The organism is Thioclava sp. IC9, assembly GCF_002213225.1.
Taxonomy (GTDB): Bacteria; Pseudomonadota; Alphaproteobacteria; order Rhodobacterales; family Rhodobacteraceae; genus Thioclava; species Thioclava nitratireducens.
Genome location: NZ_NBNX01000001.1, coordinates 803,409 through 819,628, shown reverse-complemented (window position 1 = coordinate 819,628; position 16,220 = coordinate 803,409). Strand labels below are relative to the sequence as shown.

The window sequence follows — 16,220 nt, the reverse complement described above, 5'->3', positions numbered from 1 at the left end:
CCGCGCTCACAGCCCCGGCAGGTCGATCGCGACGGCCGCGTGATCGCTTGCATGGGGGCGGTGGCGGCCGATGCCGGGCAGGCGCAAGCCCTGATAGCGGGCGGCCTCGGTGCCCAAGCCCTTGCGCAAGATACGCGGCGCCGCATCGGGGTAGCGCGCGGCGAGCGCGGGCGAGGCGAACAGCACATCGGGGCAATGGTAGCGCGCCGAATGGGGGTCGTAATAGGTCCAGCGTTCGGGCCGGGGTATCCGCGCCATCAGATCCACGCTGAACCCATGTTCAAGCGGTGCCGTCGCGCGGGGCAGAGGTAGCTCGGAGTCGTCGGGTTCGTTGAGATCGCCAAGGATCAGCCAGAGCGCTTCGGCCGGATCGTCGAAGTGCTTCTCGATCAGCGCCCGCGTCGCCAGCGCCTCGAGGTGCCGGGTGCGCCAGGCGGTCGCCTCGTCGGGGTAGGGCGATTTGAAATGCGTGATGAACAGCGTCAGCGCGCCCACTTCGACCATCAGGCAATCGCGCCGGAAGATCGGCATCTCGGGATCGACGCCCTCGGGCAGCTCCAGCCCCAGATCGCCCGGCGTCAGCGCGGCATGACTGCGCACCGCTCCAAGCTTGCGGCGCGACAGCACCGCCAAATCGAGCCCGCGCCCGTCATTGCCCGGCAGGCAGACCCGCTCGGGGTAAGGCCGCGTGCCGGCGGGCAGCAGGTAGCGCGCGTGGAAGTGCTCCAGGGTCGCGAGGTCGAACACCTCTTGCAGCGCGACCAGATCGGCGTCGATCCCGGCGAGCAGATCGGCCGTCAACCTCCGGTCGATCGGATCGAGGCGAGGGTCCTCGGGGTCGTCGCTGTCCCAAGCCCCATGCAGCCGCCCTAGCTCCCGGTTCGGTAGCAGGCGCATGTTTTGGGTGTTGAGGCTCGCGATCCGCATCTTGGCGTCAGCATCGCATGGGCGAGGCGGTTTGGAACAGCGCGAATGCGTCCGTTGATCCTCCCCCAATGAAGCTGTCCGCCGTTATGTTTAGAAAAACGGAGGATCAGAATGGCTACGAAGCGACACAAGCCAGAAGAGATTGCCACGAAGCTGCGGTGATCACGGGGGCAACGCCTTGCAAGAGCTTGAGCGCGAGGCAGCGGGGCGCATCTTCGACACGCAGGTCGCTCGGATCGGTGAACATCGCCCGAACCGCGCTTCGGATCTTCCCCGGCGATGCGCACAGCGCAATGGCATTATCACCGGATTTCGACATTTTGGCCTTGCCGTCGACACCGGGCAACCGGCCTGACTTGGGGATGATTGCCCTAGCCTCGGCCAGCACGGTGCAACCTGTCATTTGCGTTGATGCGCCGCACCTTCTCGGGATCATGGGCGTTGTCGGTTAACGCGTGCCAAATGGCCCTTCCCACATTTGTCGCGCGAGATTAGCTGCTGGATGAGTGTTGGCGGGGCGTTTTTGCGTGCTTTTGTTTCTGGCCCATTTGGGTCAAATGCTGTTTGTAAGATTCACAAAAAGCTCTAACTATTGCGCTCGTTCAGAAAACCCAATCTGCATTGGACCGATTAAGTGAATTCGCAAGACGCTTTGATGCCGGGAGCACGCGGTGCCGAGGACCAAACTGCTCCTGACGCTGGCTACAAGGCCTTGATGGAGTTGATCGATGACGGGTTCTGCGTCATCCAGTTCATCGACGGTCCCAGAGGTCCACTCAGCGACTACGTCCATATCGAAGCCAATTCCGGTTACGAGAGGCATACCGGGATTGACGGCATTGTCGGCAAGACCGTTTTCGATGTCGCTCCGCAAGATGGGGACGAGTGGGTGAAAATCTACGGCGAAGTGCTCAGAACCGGGGAGCCTCTGAGGTTCGAGCGCGAATTCGTTGAGGTCGGGCGGCACATCGAGGTCTCTGCGAGGCGGGTGGAGCCCGCAAGCAAAGCTCAGGTCGCGGTTCTCTTTCGCGATATCACCGATCGCAAACAGAAGGAGCGCGAGCTACGCGAAAGCCAGCGGCGCGCGGAAAAGAACGCGCGTCACGTCGCGCGAGCGCTCTCGGCCGGGGCGATCCTGGGCACTTGGGTCTGGTATCTCGACAGCGAAACCTTCGACCTCGATGACGACTTTTCCCGCAGCATGGGGCTCGACCCCGCGCGGGCTGTCGAAGGCCTGACCATCGAGCAGATTGTCGTAAACGTGCACGAGGACGACAAGCCGGGTCTGATGGCGGCGATCGACCGCGCGACGCAGCAGACGACGCCTTACGCGCATCAGTTCCGTGTTCGGCGGGCCGACGGGCGCTATCACTGGGTCGAAGCCAACGGCCGGATGGAATCGCAAACACCGCGCATTTTCGCAGGCGTTCTGATGGATCTCGATGATCGGCGCGCCATTCTCGAGGAGCGCGACAAGGCGGCCGCGGCGCTGTCTCAGCTGAATGAGACTCTGGAGCAGCGGGTCGAAGAGCAGACCGCGAAACTGATGCAGCAGGAGGAGAAACTCCGGCAGGCCCAGAAAATGGAGGCCGTGGGGCAATTGACCGGCGGTCTCGCTCACGACTTCAACAATCTCCTCACCGCGATTTCGGGATCCCTCGAATTCGTCGCGAAGCGCCTTGAAGACGGGCGTCCCGAGGAAATCCTGCGGTATCTGGAAGCCGCGCGATCGTCGACCGAACGTGCCGCAGGCGTCACCCAGCGCTTGCTTTCCTTCTCGCGTCAGCAGTCGCTCATGCCCAAGCCCACCGACGTTCCCCAGCTGGTGCACGGTATGGAGGACCTGTTGCGGCACACGATCGGGCCGCACATCTTGATCAGAACGGAGCACAGCGCAGCGCCTTGGCCCGCGATGGTCGATCCGAACCAGCTCGAGAGTGCGCTGCTAAATCTTTGCATCAATTCGCGCGATGCCATGCCCGACGGTGGCACGATCACGATCAGCACGGCCAACGAAGTCATACAAGATGGACATTCGGAACTTCAGCCCGGTAACTATCTGCGCCTTTCCGTGCGTGACACCGGAACGGGGATGTCCGCAGAAGAGATATCGAAAGCATTCGATCCTTATTTTACCACCAAGCCCAGCGGTAAAGGCACCGGCTTGGGCCTCTCGATGGTCTATGGGTTTGCGCGGCAAAGCGGCGGATGCGCTACGATCGAAGCCGATTGCGGTGTGGGAACGACAGTGAACATCTTTCTGCCGCGCTCTACGGCGGCGATCGAGTTCCCCACTGCGCAGCGTCCGGTGGCAGAGGCTCCGGCCGCGAGCGCCGATCACTCGATCCTCGTGGTCGATGACGAAGTCATCGTGCGCTTCGTCGTGGTGGAGGCCTTGGAAGAGGCAGGGTTCACTGTCTACGAAGCCGGGAACGCGGCTGACGGCCTCGCGTTGCTGCACGAACAGCCGGGGGTGTCGGTTCTGCTGACGGATATCGGCTTGCCCGGCGGGATGACGGGTCGTGAACTCGCATCCCGGGCGAAAGAGTCCCGCGAAGACCTGAAAATCATATTCATGACCGGATATGACGAAGAGGCCGCGACAGGGCCGGCTCAGGTCGACGCCGAAGTCCTTTTGAAACCGTTTGATTTCGACGAGATGGTGCATCGCGTGAAGAGGCTCTCAGGGCTCAGCTGATTGATGCGGTTCGTCACGAACGGTGTTCGGCGCATTCGCTTTTGCGATTTCGAGTGACAGGGACGTCGGTTCCATTGACCGGTTTGCAAGATCGCAGTGCCCCTGGACGTCGACGATCAGGGGCTTGTCCTCGGAGCAAGATTGAAGACCATGCGTTGACTTTGCCGCAGCTAATTGGCTTACCTGTTTTATTCATAAGAACGGGAGTTCCTGCACATGCCGCAGACAGCGACGGCAAATATCCTGACCATACTCGAAACTGATTTCTCAGGTGTCGTCGAGGAGTGGCTTGGCACTCAGGTGAAAGAGGGCGTGAAACGCTCTGACCTGTTCTCCGACTCCGAGAGTCGTGCGCAGAACCAGGAACTTCTGAAAGCCTTCACCAAGGGTATCCGTGCCGGCGTCGTAAACGAAGAGTTCAGCCTGGACGACGACGAATGGGAAGACCTGCGTGCCGTCCTCGCAGACGTCAGCAAGGAGCGCGTCGGCCGTGGCGTCACGCCGACCGAGATGGCGACATTCGTGCTGGCCCTCAAAGCTCCGCTGTTCAAGCGGCTCGAGGCGATGACGGATGTCGAAAGCGGGAAGCTTATCAGCGACGTGCTGATGGTGACCCGTCTCGTGGATGCTTTCGCGATCTATACCAACGAGATCTTCATCGGCGAGCGCGACCAGATCATAGAGCGTCAGCGTCAGGAAATGCTCGAGCTGTCGACCCCGGTGGTCGAACTCTGGGATCGCGTTCTCACGCTGCCGCTGATCGGCACTCTGGATTCCGCCCGGGCGCAGGAGGTCATGGAGAACCTGTTGCAGACCATTCTCGAGCGGCAGGCCGAGGTGGTGATCATGGACATTACCGGTGTCGGCACGGTCGACACGCAGGTGGCGCAGCACCTTTTGCGGGCCGCGGCCGCCGTGCGCCTGATGGGCGCGGAATGCATCATCAGCGGCATCAGCCCGATGATCGCGCAGACCATGGTGCAGCTCGGCATCGACGTGGGCACCGTGTCCACCCGGTCCAGCATCCGCACGGCCCTGGCCGATGCATTGCAGAAGGTCGGCTACGTCATCAAAACCAGCGAGGTCTCCTGACGTGTCGGGTGTGACGTCCATAAACCTGGTCGAGAACGCGCTTCTGGTCTCCATTCAGGACGACGTCACCGATACGGAAATCGTGGAACTGCAGGACACGCTCTCCAACCGGATCGCCAAGGAGAACGTCAAGGGCGTGATCCTCGACATCAGTTCGCTGGAGATCGTCGATACCTTCGTCGGGCGCGTCATTGCTCAGCTCGCTGGCATTTCCAAGCTGCTGGCCGCGGAAACCTACGTTGTCGGGATGCGTCCAGCGGTTGCGGTGACCTTGGTCGAACTGGGGATGTATCTGCCCGAGACCCGCACGGCGCTCAGCCTGACCCATGCACTCACTCAGTTGCGGCGTGCCTGATCCAAACGAAACATCCAGCAGACCAGCCGTCGCGGAGATAACGCTTGCGACCAGCCGCGATGTGGTCGCTGCGCGTCAGGCCGTCGCTCGAATTCTCAAGGAGCGCGGGCTGTCGGCGGTGCGGATCACCCGTTTTGCGACGGCTGTGAGCGAAATCACTCGCAACGCAATCGTGCACGGAGGCGGCGGCAAGATTTCAATTTATCTCGACGACCGTTCCGAGTATCTGCGCGTCGAATGCCGCGACGAGGGGCCGGGAATCGAAAACGTATCGCTGGCCATGTCCGACGGTTACACGACCGCGGGAGGCCTCGGCAGAGGGCTCGGCGGCGCCAAGCGCCTTTCACACGGGTTCGAGGTCCGCTCTGCCCCCGGCAAGGGCACAACCGTTTCCATGAGCGTGAAGCTATGAACCAGTGGGTGGAAATTGATGATCGCAGTGCCGTGGCAGTCGTTCGGCGGCTCGCGCGGCGCCATGGGGTCGCGATCGGTCTTCCCGAGACACGCGTCGGCGAACTCGCGATCGTGGCTACGGAGGCCGCGACCAACATGCTGCGCTACGCAGAGCGCGGGCGAGCCCTGATCGAACTTGTGCGCCAGCCCGGTGCCGACGTCATCAACATGATCTTCACGGATCGAGGGCCGGGGATCTCGGATATCGACCGGATGTTCCAAGATGGCGAAAGCTCGACTGACTCCGCCGGTCTCGGGCTCGGGGCGATCGTGCGCCTCTCGGATACGTTCGACATTTTCAGTTCGCCGGACACCGGAACGACGATCGTATGCACCTTCGGCGGGAAAAGCAGCGGTGCTGATTGCGGCGTCGAAGCGGTGGGGCTGCGTGTTTGCCACCCGAACGAAGACACCTGCGGCGACGACTTTCAGATCCGGCAGACCCCGCGGGCGACCGATGTGTTGCTCTGCGACGGCCTTGGGCATGGCCCCGCCGCCGCCGAAGCCGCCAGCGAGGTGATCGCAGCTGCAGGCGCCGCAGGCGGGCTTTCGTCGGAGCCAGGTAAGCTGATGCGCCAGATTACCGAGCGGCTGGTCGGTCGACGCGGGGCGGTGGTAGCTCTGATGCATGTCGCACAGCCGCAGATGGAGCTACGTTACGCGGCGCTTGGCAATATCTCGACCTTGCTGATCGGCGCGAAGGGTATCAGGCGGCTGGCGGTGCGCGACGGTCGCATCGGTGGCGCGGCGACTCATGGCTACGAGGAAGCCGTGCAACTGGAGGCGGGGGACATGGTGATCCTGCATAGCGACGGTTTGAAAACCTTGCGGGAGGCGCATTTTCCGCCCGGATTGCTGAAGAAAAGCCCGCTGTTGATCGCCGGATTTCTTCTGGATCGCGCGTTCCGCGGGCGCGATGATGCGAGCATCGTCGTCATGCGCATAAACCGGGGAGGCGCCCAGTGACCATGGCAAAGCTCACCACCGTGACCCTTGAGAAGAGCGCCGACGTGGCCCGGCTGCGCGATGTCGCCATGACGCTCACCAACGTCCTGCAATTCGGCGCGTTCGAGCGCACACGGGCCGTCACCGCCGTCGTCGAACTCGGTCGCAATGCAATCGAACATGGGCAGAAGGGACGCGCGACCTTCTCGCTCACCGAGGTGGAAGGCAAACCGGCACTCGGGCTTCTCGTGACCGACCAGGGGCGCGGCATCCCGAAGGAGAAACTTCAGCCGGATGGGGCGCCTTCCTCCTCGACGGGGATGGGGCTGGGGCTTCGCGGTGTGCAGCGCATCGCAACGCGTTTCGATGTCGAGACCGGTCACGAAGGAACTCGGATCGAGGCGGTTTTCCGCTCGTCGGCAAATCTGTCGGCGGATGCCCGGCTCATCGATCAGGCGACAGAAGCGCTAAACGATCTCAGCATGAAGGACCCGACAGCGGCCCTCAGCGAACAGAACCGCGAACTCTCGGAGGGGATCACCGAACGCGACCTGCTGATGCAGGAGTTACACCACCGGACCGGCAATAACCTCGCGCTCATCGCCGCGCTCATTCGTATGAGCAAGTCGCGGGCCCAACAACCGGAGACCCAGCAGGTTCTGACCGAACTCGAAGTCCGTGTCGGGGCGCTCTCCAAGGCCCACGAATTGATGCAGCGCGGGAAGGAGACCGGAAAGGTGGATTTCGCGCAGATGGCTGCCGAAGTCGCGAGAACTTCGGAGCGTGCGTTCAGCGGCGAAAGCCTCGACGCCAATATCGAGGTGACCTGCGCAGAGCTGATGCTCGACAGCAAGCTCGCCATCGACATTGGGCTCATCATCGGAGAGCTCATCACCAATGCGTTCAAATATGCCTTTACCGGCAGGGAGAGCGGAACCATTCGCGTCGACGTCTCCGGCGACCTGCAAAGCGGGATCGCCCTGGTCGTCTCTGACAACGGCATCGGCTTGCCGTCGGATGCCGAGCGTCCGGAACGGTCGAATTCTCTCGGCTGGCGCCTGATCCGGACCCTGACGTTCCAGCATGATGCGACGCTGACCGTGGACGGCTCTGACGGGCTGCGCGTCTGTATCAAGTTTCCGGCACAAAGCTAAATTTCGGCTCTGATCGTCTTCAGGAATACGCCTGCTTCCCGATGATCAGGATCGTGCGACGATTTCAAGCAAGATGCCGTCGCGCAGATCACGGAGAGGGTCTACCCGGTCAGAGAGGTGGCCGAGCGCTTGGGCGTGAGCCAATGCTCCCTCTGCTCCTGGATGAAGAAGTTCGCGAAGGCGTCGGCTAGCGACGCGGAGACGGATGCCGAGATCTGTCGGCTGAAGAAGGAACTGGCACGGGTCTCGGAGGAGCGCGACATCCTAAAAATGGTCCCCGCTTATTTCGCCAGGGATGCAAAGTGAGATACGCGTTCGCGGCCGAGCATCGCGGGCAGTTCTTCGTCAGAGCCATGTGCCGCGGCCTTCGTCGGTCCGTGCCGCGTTTGAGCCTTTGGGACGCCGGAAAAAAGAAAACCCAGAGCGAACTCTGGGCTTTTCTCTTTGAAATCAGTCTCTTGCGAGAGATTTGGCTCCGGCGGTAGGGAACGGAGCTATCTTGTCTTCAGTCTTAAGGTGTTGAAGTCGTTAAGACTTTTCTGCGTAGATCCGTGGTTGTTGCCACATTTGGATGTCCCCGAGGATAGGTGTTCGAATTCGGCGCGGCAAGGCATTTTCGGTAGTCCGCTCACGTGATCAAGCCGATAAGTCGCTCGGCTTGACAGAAGGGGTCGCCTAGCCAAGTTCACCAAGTGTTCTTAGTTCACCTTGAGGTTGGAAGTTACACTAGGGGCGGATTCCGGACCTTCGCTGCGAATGCGAGGGAATCTTGGCCAATCCTGCGAGAGAAGACATCACAGGACTGTCGTCTCCGACGAGACGCAGCCACGCCGCATCGCATGGAGACCCGATTGACCGATGCTGCGAAGTGCACAAAGGTTCCCTTTCGGGAGCGCGGTCAAGCACCACCAATTGCAAGCGGAGGTTTCTTATTGGAAGAATTTTCATGGGAACGTGGCCCGTTCACACGATGCGCCAAGTGCGGTCACGAGGCAATGGGCATACTCTCTGCCGGAGGGCAATTGTTGACCAAACGCTGCACCAATTGCCGAAGGATGGTGCAAATACCTCTGCCGGAATTAGACAAAAAGGCGATCTATCTGGACCAATTCATGTTCAGCATGATCTATAACGTCAAGAATGGAGGGAATCTCCCGAAGGGACATGAAGCTTTTGCAAAAGAAGTATACGCCCTGCTGAGACGGTGTGTTCTTCTACAGCAGGTCTTCTTGCCTCACTCCGACATCCACCACGATGAGACGACGGTTTTCCACAGTCCTATAGACTTGCGCGGCTTGTATGAGTTTTTCGGTGGCGACGTTTCCGTAATGGATTCTCGCGATGTGAAGCTTTTGCAAGATATTCAGTTTGCAAAGGCATACTTTGATGGCAATGAGCCTGAGGTTTCTCTTGATATAGACGAGATTGCGGACAGTCGAAGAAATGAGTGGCTGCCCGATATGCACGTTGGCGTGAGGGCTGACTACAGTCAATTCGCGGATCACATTCGAACCGTGAGAAGCGACGTGCATGATGCATTGAAACAGCTCGCGGACACGTGGGTTAAGAACAAGGCATCGTTCGGTGGGGTTCTCGAAAGTGAGTTTGCAGCAATTGGGCCGACTAAGGGGCAGGCCTTTGCCAATTGGCTTGAGGAAGTCTCAAATCCTGATCCGAGTGACCCTCTGGCACTGTTCGAGAGTTCTGGCAGGCCGATATACCGTGAGTATCGAGAGCTTTGCCACCTCCTTGAAGATCGGGGGGTGGATGAAGATAATCAGGCGATTGAAATTATGAGATTTTGGCATTGGGAGCGGCAGCGGGAAATACCGCATCAAAAGATTTCATCATACTTATTTGCTGCTGTCGCTAAGCGGGTCGTCATGGGCGAGAAGAAAATAGTTGATCGTGGGCTCATAAACGATGTGCGGACAATCTCGACTTACGCGCCATACGTGGATGCGCTCTTCATCGACAAGCGTTGCGCTGCATTATTGAAGGAGGAACCTTTGCGGGCTGAGTTGGACTACAAGGCCCGTGTTTTCTCTATGAGAGACCCAGACGAATTCCTCGAATACTTGCGGGAAATAGAAGGCCAAACACCGGATGAAGTTCGCGAGTATGCGGCAATGATTTATGGTATTGATTAGATTGGGGTGAAGTTAGAGCAAAATTCGGAGCAGCCGCAGCGAAAGCTCAGTTTGTCCGCACTGCCGTCATTCGTCTGGGCTCTCATGCTGCGTGGCGAACGAAAGGCAGCTTCGCAGACGCTGCGGCACAGCGCCAGATCGGAAGACGAAGGTCCGGAGAGGGCCGAACGCTACCCGCGCGGTGGTCAGGGCGGAGAGCGGAAGCTCGCTGCGCCTGCGAAGGCACACTGTCAAACACATAAAAGCGGTCATTCAGGGCTCAGGTTCAACGCCCCGCCGCCCTGGGCCAGCCACCAACGTCATTAATGCCCAGGGAGCGAAATTTGCAAACTGGCAGGAGCGGCTCAAAGCTGATTTGACCCAAGACTGAAAAAATGTTCGCCTCAAGAGTTGGGGGCGCTACCTTTATTCGTAATAAGAAGGGCTGATCTCGGAAAACAATCCATGAAACCTTCGATTTCTCGGGCCTCCCTGAATACGCAAAAGGAATTTGCATCCTGAAACTCGAGACCTGCTTTGTGGGCCTCTTCAGCCAATTTGGTGAGATCACTGAAATCTCTTCGGACGCAAGCGAGGGCCAATTTTAATATGGGATCTACAACACTCCAATCATATTTATCCAAGACCTGTCGCGCATTTTTATTCTGAGTATCTTTGTCAGTATTGGGTTCATACAGTCTTGCAAGAGCTCGATTGATCCCAAATTTCAGGCGCAAGTCGTGGTCGAATTTTGTAGAGTTGAACTCTGCAAAGTCGATGATTCTTTCTGCCATTTTCGTTAGGTCCGACAACAGGAACTCATGTGATGCTGAAAGAAGTGCTCGAAAGGAGAATTGTCGTTTTTCTGAATATATGGATTGAAAAACGAGGTGTATAATGAATGCACCAACAAGGTAGACCCGTGCGGCTGACGATCGCAAATATTCCGGATCAATCGATAGAGCGGTGCCAATTTTCGGCAATTGTTCAATTTTGAACCCCGCGCCCTTACACTTTTCTAAATAGTCTTCGTTCACGATTCCGCCATTGTGAATGAAGAGATGCCTCCTCTGGCAAACCTCAAGAAAATCTCGATAGAAATGGGAGGAATGAACTTTGGAGGAATCCTTTAGTTTTGCGACATCCGTTAGGATCCAGTCGATTAAATCTTGGTGACTTTCACGCAGCTTCCTTGAAATCTTCCTTTCAATTTGTTCGGCCTGCCAATCTTCGAAACTTTTACCGCTTCTTAAGAGTCCTACTGAAATTGTCTCTTCATCTGAAATTAGATATTCTGGAAAATCTTGGCACACACTTGTTAGCAGCCTCAACATTAAGAAGTCAAACTCAGCAATTAATGCGCTGAGGTTCGCACGCTGAATTGAGCGAGCTGCTTTTAACATCTGTGAAGTAGTTGATAGCTTCTGCGCAACAGCAGTTATGTCATCGTCATGAATGACGAAGCTATGTCTTTCAAAATCCTCTTCGCCATCTTCGCCTTGGACAACCTCTTCTTCCCTCGCAATTGCACTTTCTTTTAGAAATTCTATAACTTCATCCTTAATTTTCCGGTCCGCAAAATAATAGCCGACCGAGGACATGCCCGGCATGTGTTGAATCGAGGCAATACAGTAAGCTGTCCAATCTTCAAATACCTCGAGAATCGATTTCGCGCCTTTGGTCAGATCGTCGCGATCTGCCCCTACCAATTTGAAATTGACTCTTAAGCTGCCAGTGCCCCCCCTGCTTTCGATCACAACGCGGGGTAAAAATTCGCTATCATCAGCCATCCAGAAAAACCTTAATAGATTATTTGCTCAGACTATGAGGGCAAGATCACTCGGCTGCAACCTTATGCTTCAATGCTGCATGAGGTGAAGACCGGTGTCGGTCGCCTTTTTTTACTGGTGGAACCCGTCGTGCAGCTGGCTTGATTGCAGTTTGCTGCCGTTCGATTGCCGCGCAGCGAGCGACGGCTCTCTGACCTCCCTTCAGAAATATTAGTCCGCACCGGGCTGACAGCAGTCATGGAGATAACCAGTCCGAGGCGGTGAGGCGTGCGGGGTCGTGTCGCACTGCCTCAAGTCGGCTTGGAGACCGAAGCGACGGTTCGTCTTTCAAAGATCGTCGCCCCTGATGGCCTCAACACCGCAAGTCCATAGTGGAAATATTAGCGCCGGGAAACGGCGGCAGTATTGACTTGCGATCGGTAGACAGCCTGACGCAGTCTGATTGCAACGGCTCACGGAGGGAGCGCACCTTGAACTCATCTAATACTGATCTTGCCTCAATGTATTTCCTCGATGACGTGCCTGGCGCCGCTATTCCTGGAAGTCGCCTTCACGCCGTTCTTCAACGGGTTGATGCTTGCTCTCCGCTGACGGTCATTCAACAGCATTTCTTGCGAGAGCGCGGATACGAAGCGCTCCTTCAGTTAGCCATCGGCAAACTGGACAGGGGCGCTTTTCGTGAAAATTCACGGATGGAAAAGGAACGGCGTCTCAAAGCAAAGATCGCCGCTGAACAGAAAGAAGCGGCTGACCGGCGCCGAAGAGATGAAGCGACCGAGCAAACGAATAAGGTATTATTCGCGAAGAGGGAAAAACAGCTCGAGCGTCGCCGTTTTTTTGACCTGTTCGGCCAAGGCTATATTGACCGCGCGCATTACGGGAGGGTCATGCGTATTCTCCGATCGGTCGCAGATGGAAATCCGATCGAAACTGATGACCTTCTCTGGCTGGGTTCTACGGGCTCAGACTACTGGACCGAAGAACTGCGTAAAGCCCACCACTGCAACAAAGCAGAAGCATTTACCGAAGCATGGCATCACACCAACGATGTTTGGCAGGCCATCAATGCATGTGCGCATTGGAGGAAAGCCGGTTGTGCCGAAACAGGGCTCGCCATTGCCGAGCAGGCGCTCAGTCAGGTCACTGACAAGAAAATGCGCTCGGCGGCCCTTACGACCCGAGGCGGCGCGCAGCGTGACCTCCAGCGTTACAATGAAGCAAAGCTGTCCGGTGACGAGGCTCACGACCTGGCACCAACCGACTTTCGCCCCTGCACGCTGCTTGGTGCAGTCCACATGAAAATGGGGGACCTCATAGCCGGCGCCGACTGGTTTGCGAAAGCGGAAGCCTTGGGCGCCGATCAGGAATCGATCGATCGAGAGATCCGGTCGGTCCTTGCAGCTGCAACGCGAGGAGAACGCAAGCGTATGAAAGAGGCGCTCAAATCACGAGATCCACATCGCTACAGCTGGCTATAGCCACGGGATTTCGAGAACGTTCGTTTCGTCCGCTCAGCGGTCATTAGGGCGGCGGAGATGCTGCGCGATGCACGAACGACCGCTTCGGTGAAATCGCGCTGCGGCGCGGGACCTCTGGCTTGAATGTCGGCTCAGGGCCGATCGCCCCCAAGCCTGACAACTCGAAGCTCCCACAAATACCCGAACCATGCTCTGAGAGATAGATGGAGAACTTTCGCGAAAAAATGCTAGAGGTGCGCCCGGAGATCGCGGAGCGCGAGGCTGAGTTTCCGGTCAAGATCGATCTCGCGATGGAACTCGGTGTTCTGCGCGACGCAGCCAACCTAAGCCAGGAAGAGATCGCAAGTCTTGCAGAGTTGCCGCTTGGAGGTGTTCAAGCCTGCGAGGCGCTCACCGGAGAGATGCCGGTGCCCGACCTTGTCGCTGAGTATCGCTCTGCGGTTGCCGCACACGTGGTAGGCTGTATGCTGCGATCATAGCTCGCGCAACGGGAGGGGCTGCTTCAGATGCAGGCGGACAGATTTGCGAGCTTCGGCGGAGCGCATGCGAAAGCATGCCCCTCGCCTGAAAGTTATTAAAGCGGCGCCTCTAAAGAGGTCCGGAGAACAGCGTCCAATATTCGCAAGGCATGCATTGGGGGACGATATGACTGAGACTTCGGAAGAGCTGAGAACCGAGTTTCTGCGCGATGCCGTGTTCGAGGCCGCCCCGCACGGGTATCTGATCCTCGACCCGCAATTCAACATCATCGACGTCAATCAGGAATACCTGAACCTGACCCGCAACCGGCGGGAGGACCTCGTCGGCGTCCCCCTGTTCGACGCGTTTCCCGACAATCCCGAGGATCCGACCGCCGACGGGGTGCGCAACCTGCGCGCGTCGCTGGAAACCGCGCGCTCGACCGGCCGCCCGCACGCGATGGCGGTTCAGAAATATGACATTCAGCTTCGAGATGGCCGGGGCGACTTCGAGGAGCATTATTGGAAGCCGTTGAACACGCCTGTCCTGCGTGACGGCGAGGTCGTGGCGCTCATCCATCATGTCCGGGACGTCACCGAAGAGGTGACCCTCCGCCGCGATCAGGCGATCCGACTTCGGTCGGCCCAGCGGGTCAACGATCTCGCGTTCTGGGAATACGACCCCAAGACCGAGACGATCTACATGTCGCGGGCATTCTCAACCTTGCTCGGGCTTCCGGAACGCGAAGGCACCCTACCAGCGCCCGAATTCTTCGCACTTGTCCACCCCGATGACCGCGCCGATGTGCGCGCGACCCTCGAGCGGGAAATCGACGCCCCCGACCATACCTCCGTGGCGTTCACGCACCGCCTGGTCCTCGAGGACGGCACGACGCGCTGGCTGTCAGCGCATGGCGAACTCGTGCGGGATCATCGCGACGCGCTGCCACGCTTCCTGGTTGTCAGCCTCGACGTCTCCGTCTCGAAGGAGCGGGAGGAAAAGCTGACCGAGACACTGGAGCACCGAGATCGGTTGATCGGGCAGATGGAAGCTCTGCTGGGCGAGGTGAACCACCGTATCAAGAATAGCCTCCAGCTGGTGGCGAGCATCCTCAATACGGACGCCCGCAGGGCCGGAGAAGGCGAGGTTCGCGCCCGGCTCGAAGGGGCGGCGCGCAGGGTCTATGCGGTCACTTCCGTGCATGAGATGCTCTACCGTTCGAACGCGGTATCGACTGTCGCCTTAGGGAACTACCTGCAGCAGCTATGCGACCACATCGCGGAAGGCGATGCCGCGAGCGCCGGCGTGGAAGTCCGAAGCAATCTGGTCGCGGTCGACCTGCCCGCCGACAAGGCCATCCCGCTCGCCCTGATCGTGAATGAATTGGCAACTAACGCGATCAAGCACGGGCTCGCGGGGCGTTCGGACGGGGTGATCGAGGTGGTGACGACCTTGGAAGACGGCGATCTGATCCTCAACGTCGCCGACAATGGCACGGGCAAGACCGAGGAGACCGAACAGGGCTTGGGCACCCGCATCATCGACGGCCTCGTCGGCCAGCTCGGCGCCTCCATGAGCACCGGCGATGCGGCCCCGGGCTATCGCGTGACACTCCGGGTGCCGATCCAGATCGACTGAGCCCGCGCGGCGCCCGAGGACGCGTCTTCGTCGTGCTTACCCAGCTCATCAAGGATAAACCCCGCCCCTGCGCTCTGCCGTCGGCCATCCCGGTTCGACCAGTAGCCTCGATTTCAAGCGGTCTGAACCTTCGGAGAAAAAGGTCCGCCTGCTATCTTCGCCGCGCGGCGGGCTTCTCTGCCCCGTTGGTCCTTCTCTGCCGGAACAACGGCGGAAAAAATGCGGCGCTAGGCAGAAGCCCAGAGTGACAAATGCTGCGGATGGTATGAGCAGGTGGTTTGGAACCTTGCGGACATCCGGATGAAACGCACAGATGACTGGTCAGCGTAGAAGGACCGGTCTGCAGCTGCTAAATGAGGGTGCGCTCCATGAAGTAGACATGGTTTCGCCATTTGTCCGGAAAACCCGTGGGATGCGGAATATCCGAGAAGCCGGCCGCTTCATACATCGCTCTCGCGTGAGTCAGCCAATTTGCAGAGGAAAAAAATACCTTGCGGTAGCCGTCTGCTATTAGCTGCTCAAACATGTGCTCCAGCATCTTCTGCCCAAGTCCGTGGCCCCGGCCGCTCTCGCTCACGAACATGCGATTGAACTCTGCGAGGCCTGCTTCCTTTGCCGCTTCACGATACATCACGCACCCAACGGCTTGCCCATCCACCGACCCGATGATGAGGCCGCCACCGGGCCGCTCATGGAGCGTTGGCAATCTCTGCACAATCGCCTCGAATTTCATGGGGTCCATCGGGTTGTCGGCCCCGCGCGGCCAATCGCTCGGGTAGTGGCGCCAATGCCAATCCAGCCATTCCCGGCACAACCTCTGGGCAACTTCGAAATCACCAGGATCTTCTGCCATCCGAACTGAAACATCCGACATGCATGGCTCCTCGTCGGCCCATTTCAACTTTCGAGGGTGCAGTTCTTGTTGCACGATGTCAACTTTGAGGCAGTCGTGCAGCGGAGTTCCACGACGTCGGATGGTGTGACGGAATTGTTCGCGAACGCGCCCAAACGCGGAAATGCGCACGTAGCGAGCATCAAGGCGGCAGAGGCGAACGGCAGCGGCGTCCGCTCAGCTGACCTCCGCCGGAACCGGTTTGCTGCG

The 16,220-nt window shown here is 58.6% G+C and carries 14 protein-coding genes and 1 pseudogene; 11 read left to right on the top strand and 4 right to left on the bottom strand.

The features are described 5' to 3' along the window. Positions 1-6: 6 nt before the first annotated feature. Together B6V76_RS03750 and B6V76_RS20115 are read right to left on the bottom strand one after the other, a co-directional pair. A complete protein-coding gene (locus B6V76_RS03750) occupies positions 7-927 on the bottom strand; it encodes an endonuclease/exonuclease/phosphatase family protein (protein WP_088726696.1) in 921 nt (306 codons plus the stop codon). A gap of 115 nt (positions 928-1,042) precedes the next feature. Beyond that, positions 1,043-1,330, bottom strand: coding sequence for a hypothetical protein (locus tag B6V76_RS20115; protein WP_240497796.1), 288 nt, complete (start codon positions 1,328-1,330; stop codon positions 1,043-1,045). Positions 1,331-1,582: 252 nt separating this feature from the next. On the opposite strand from B6V76_RS20115, the gene B6V76_RS03740 reads away from it, so the two are divergent. From B6V76_RS03740 to B6V76_RS03705, 8 genes and pseudogenes are all read left to right on the top strand, one after another. Then, positions 1,583-3,625, top strand: coding sequence for an ATP-binding protein (locus B6V76_RS03740; protein WP_088726695.1), 2,043 nt, complete (start codon positions 1,583-1,585; stop codon positions 3,623-3,625). 216 nt (positions 3,626-3,841) lie between these two features. Then, positions 3,842-4,717: an STAS domain-containing protein gene (locus B6V76_RS03735; protein ID WP_075774712.1), complete on the top strand. Its 876-nt coding sequence runs from the start codon at positions 3,842-3,844 to the stop codon at positions 4,715-4,717. Positions 4,718-4,727: 10 nt separating this feature from the next. Continuing rightward, positions 4,728-5,072 (top strand): STAS domain-containing protein, encoded by a 345-nt coding sequence (locus tag B6V76_RS03730; RefSeq protein WP_232621759.1) that lies wholly within the window; start codon positions 4,728-4,730, stop codon positions 5,070-5,072. Then, the gene (locus B6V76_RS03725; protein ID WP_233243229.1) at positions 5,065-5,484 is read left to right on the top strand and encodes an ATP-binding protein; all 420 of its coding nucleotides are present in this window, start codon (positions 5,065-5,067) and stop codon (positions 5,482-5,484) included. The genes B6V76_RS03730 and B6V76_RS03725 overlap by 8 nt, the downstream gene beginning before the upstream one ends. Then, positions 5,481-6,491 carry an ATP-binding SpoIIE family protein phosphatase gene (locus B6V76_RS03720; protein ID WP_088726694.1) on the top strand — a complete coding sequence of 337 codons (1,011 nt, stop codon included), beginning with the start codon at positions 5,481-5,483 and terminating at the stop codon, positions 6,489-6,491. Before B6V76_RS03725 ends, B6V76_RS03720 begins: the two co-directional genes overlap by 4 nt. 2 nt (positions 6,492-6,493) lie before the next feature. Then, entirely contained in the window at positions 6,494-7,624 is a 1,131-nt protein-coding gene (locus tag B6V76_RS03715; protein ID WP_088726693.1) for an ATP-binding protein, read from the top strand. A gap of 87 nt (positions 7,625-7,711) precedes the next feature. Next, positions 7,712-7,995, top strand: a pseudogene (locus tag B6V76_RS03710) (transposase); the annotation flags it as partial. Positions 7,996-8,475: 480 nt separating this feature from the next. After that, positions 8,476-9,774 carry a hypothetical protein gene (locus tag B6V76_RS03705; RefSeq protein ID WP_141104875.1) on the top strand — a complete coding sequence of 433 codons (1,299 nt, stop codon included), beginning with the start codon at positions 8,476-8,478 and terminating at the stop codon, positions 9,772-9,774. Positions 9,775-10,157: 383 nt separating this feature from the next. On the opposite strand, the gene B6V76_RS19630 is transcribed toward B6V76_RS03705, so the two are convergent. Then, positions 10,158-11,543, bottom strand: coding sequence for a hypothetical protein (locus B6V76_RS19630; RefSeq protein ID WP_141104874.1), 1,386 nt, complete (start codon positions 11,541-11,543; stop codon positions 10,158-10,160). Positions 11,544-12,013: 470 nt separating this feature from the next. Here B6V76_RS19630 and B6V76_RS03700 point away from each other — a divergent pair, with 470 nt between their 5' ends. The 3 genes from B6V76_RS03700 (at position 12,014) to B6V76_RS03690 (ending at position 15,118) form a co-directional block, all read left to right on the top strand. Then, positions 12,014-13,021 carry a hypothetical protein gene (locus B6V76_RS03700; protein WP_166504535.1) on the top strand — a complete coding sequence of 336 codons (1,008 nt, stop codon included), beginning with the start codon at positions 12,014-12,016 and terminating at the stop codon, positions 13,019-13,021. A gap of 203 nt (positions 13,022-13,224) precedes the next feature. Continuing rightward, the gene (locus tag B6V76_RS03695) at positions 13,225-13,500 is read left to right on the top strand and encodes a hypothetical protein (protein WP_088726690.1); all 276 of its coding nucleotides are present in this window, start codon (positions 13,225-13,227) and stop codon (positions 13,498-13,500) included. A gap of 214 nt (positions 13,501-13,714) precedes the next feature. Beyond that, positions 13,715-15,118 carry a histidine kinase dimerization/phosphoacceptor domain -containing protein gene (locus B6V76_RS03690; RefSeq protein ID WP_166504534.1) on the top strand — a complete coding sequence of 468 codons (1,404 nt, stop codon included), beginning with the start codon at positions 13,715-13,717 and terminating at the stop codon, positions 15,116-15,118. Between the two features lie 349 nt (positions 15,119-15,467). Here B6V76_RS03690 and B6V76_RS03685 read toward each other — a convergent pair whose 3' ends face one another. Then, complete coding sequence (locus B6V76_RS03685) at positions 15,468-15,992, bottom strand: GNAT family N-acetyltransferase (RefSeq protein WP_088726688.1); 525 nt, start codon at positions 15,990-15,992, stop codon at positions 15,468-15,470. Between the last annotated feature and the right edge of the window lie 228 nt (positions 15,993-16,220).

Excerpts from the sequence above, each read along its gene's own strand:
- B6V76_RS03750 (WP_088726696.1), bottom strand. The coding sequence starts at position 927 with ATGCGGATCGCGAGCCTCAACACCCAAAACATGCGCCTGCTACCGAAC.
- B6V76_RS20115 (WP_240497796.1), bottom strand. The coding sequence starts at position 1,330 with ATGACAGGTTGCACCGTGCTGGCCGAGGCTAGGGCAATCATCCCCAAG.
- B6V76_RS03740 (WP_088726695.1), top strand. The coding sequence starts at position 1,583 with ATGCCGGGAGCACGCGGTGCCGAGGACCAAACTGCTCCTGACGCTGGC.
- B6V76_RS03735 (WP_075774712.1), top strand. The coding sequence starts at position 3,842 with ATGCCGCAGACAGCGACGGCAAATATCCTGACCATACTCGAAACTGAT.
- B6V76_RS03720 (WP_088726694.1), top strand. The coding sequence starts at position 5,481 with ATGAACCAGTGGGTGGAAATTGATGATCGCAGTGCCGTGGCAGTCGTT.
- B6V76_RS03715 (WP_088726693.1), top strand. The coding sequence starts at position 6,494 with ATGGCAAAGCTCACCACCGTGACCCTTGAGAAGAGCGCCGACGTGGCC.
- B6V76_RS19630 (WP_141104874.1), bottom strand. The coding sequence starts at position 11,543 with ATGGCTGATGATAGCGAATTTTTACCCCGCGTTGTGATCGAAAGCAGG.
- B6V76_RS03695 (WP_088726690.1), top strand. The coding sequence starts at position 13,225 with ATGGAGAACTTTCGCGAAAAAATGCTAGAGGTGCGCCCGGAGATCGCG.
- B6V76_RS03685 (WP_088726688.1), bottom strand. The coding sequence starts at position 15,992 with ATGTCGGATGTTTCAGTTCGGATGGCAGAAGATCCTGGTGATTTCGAA.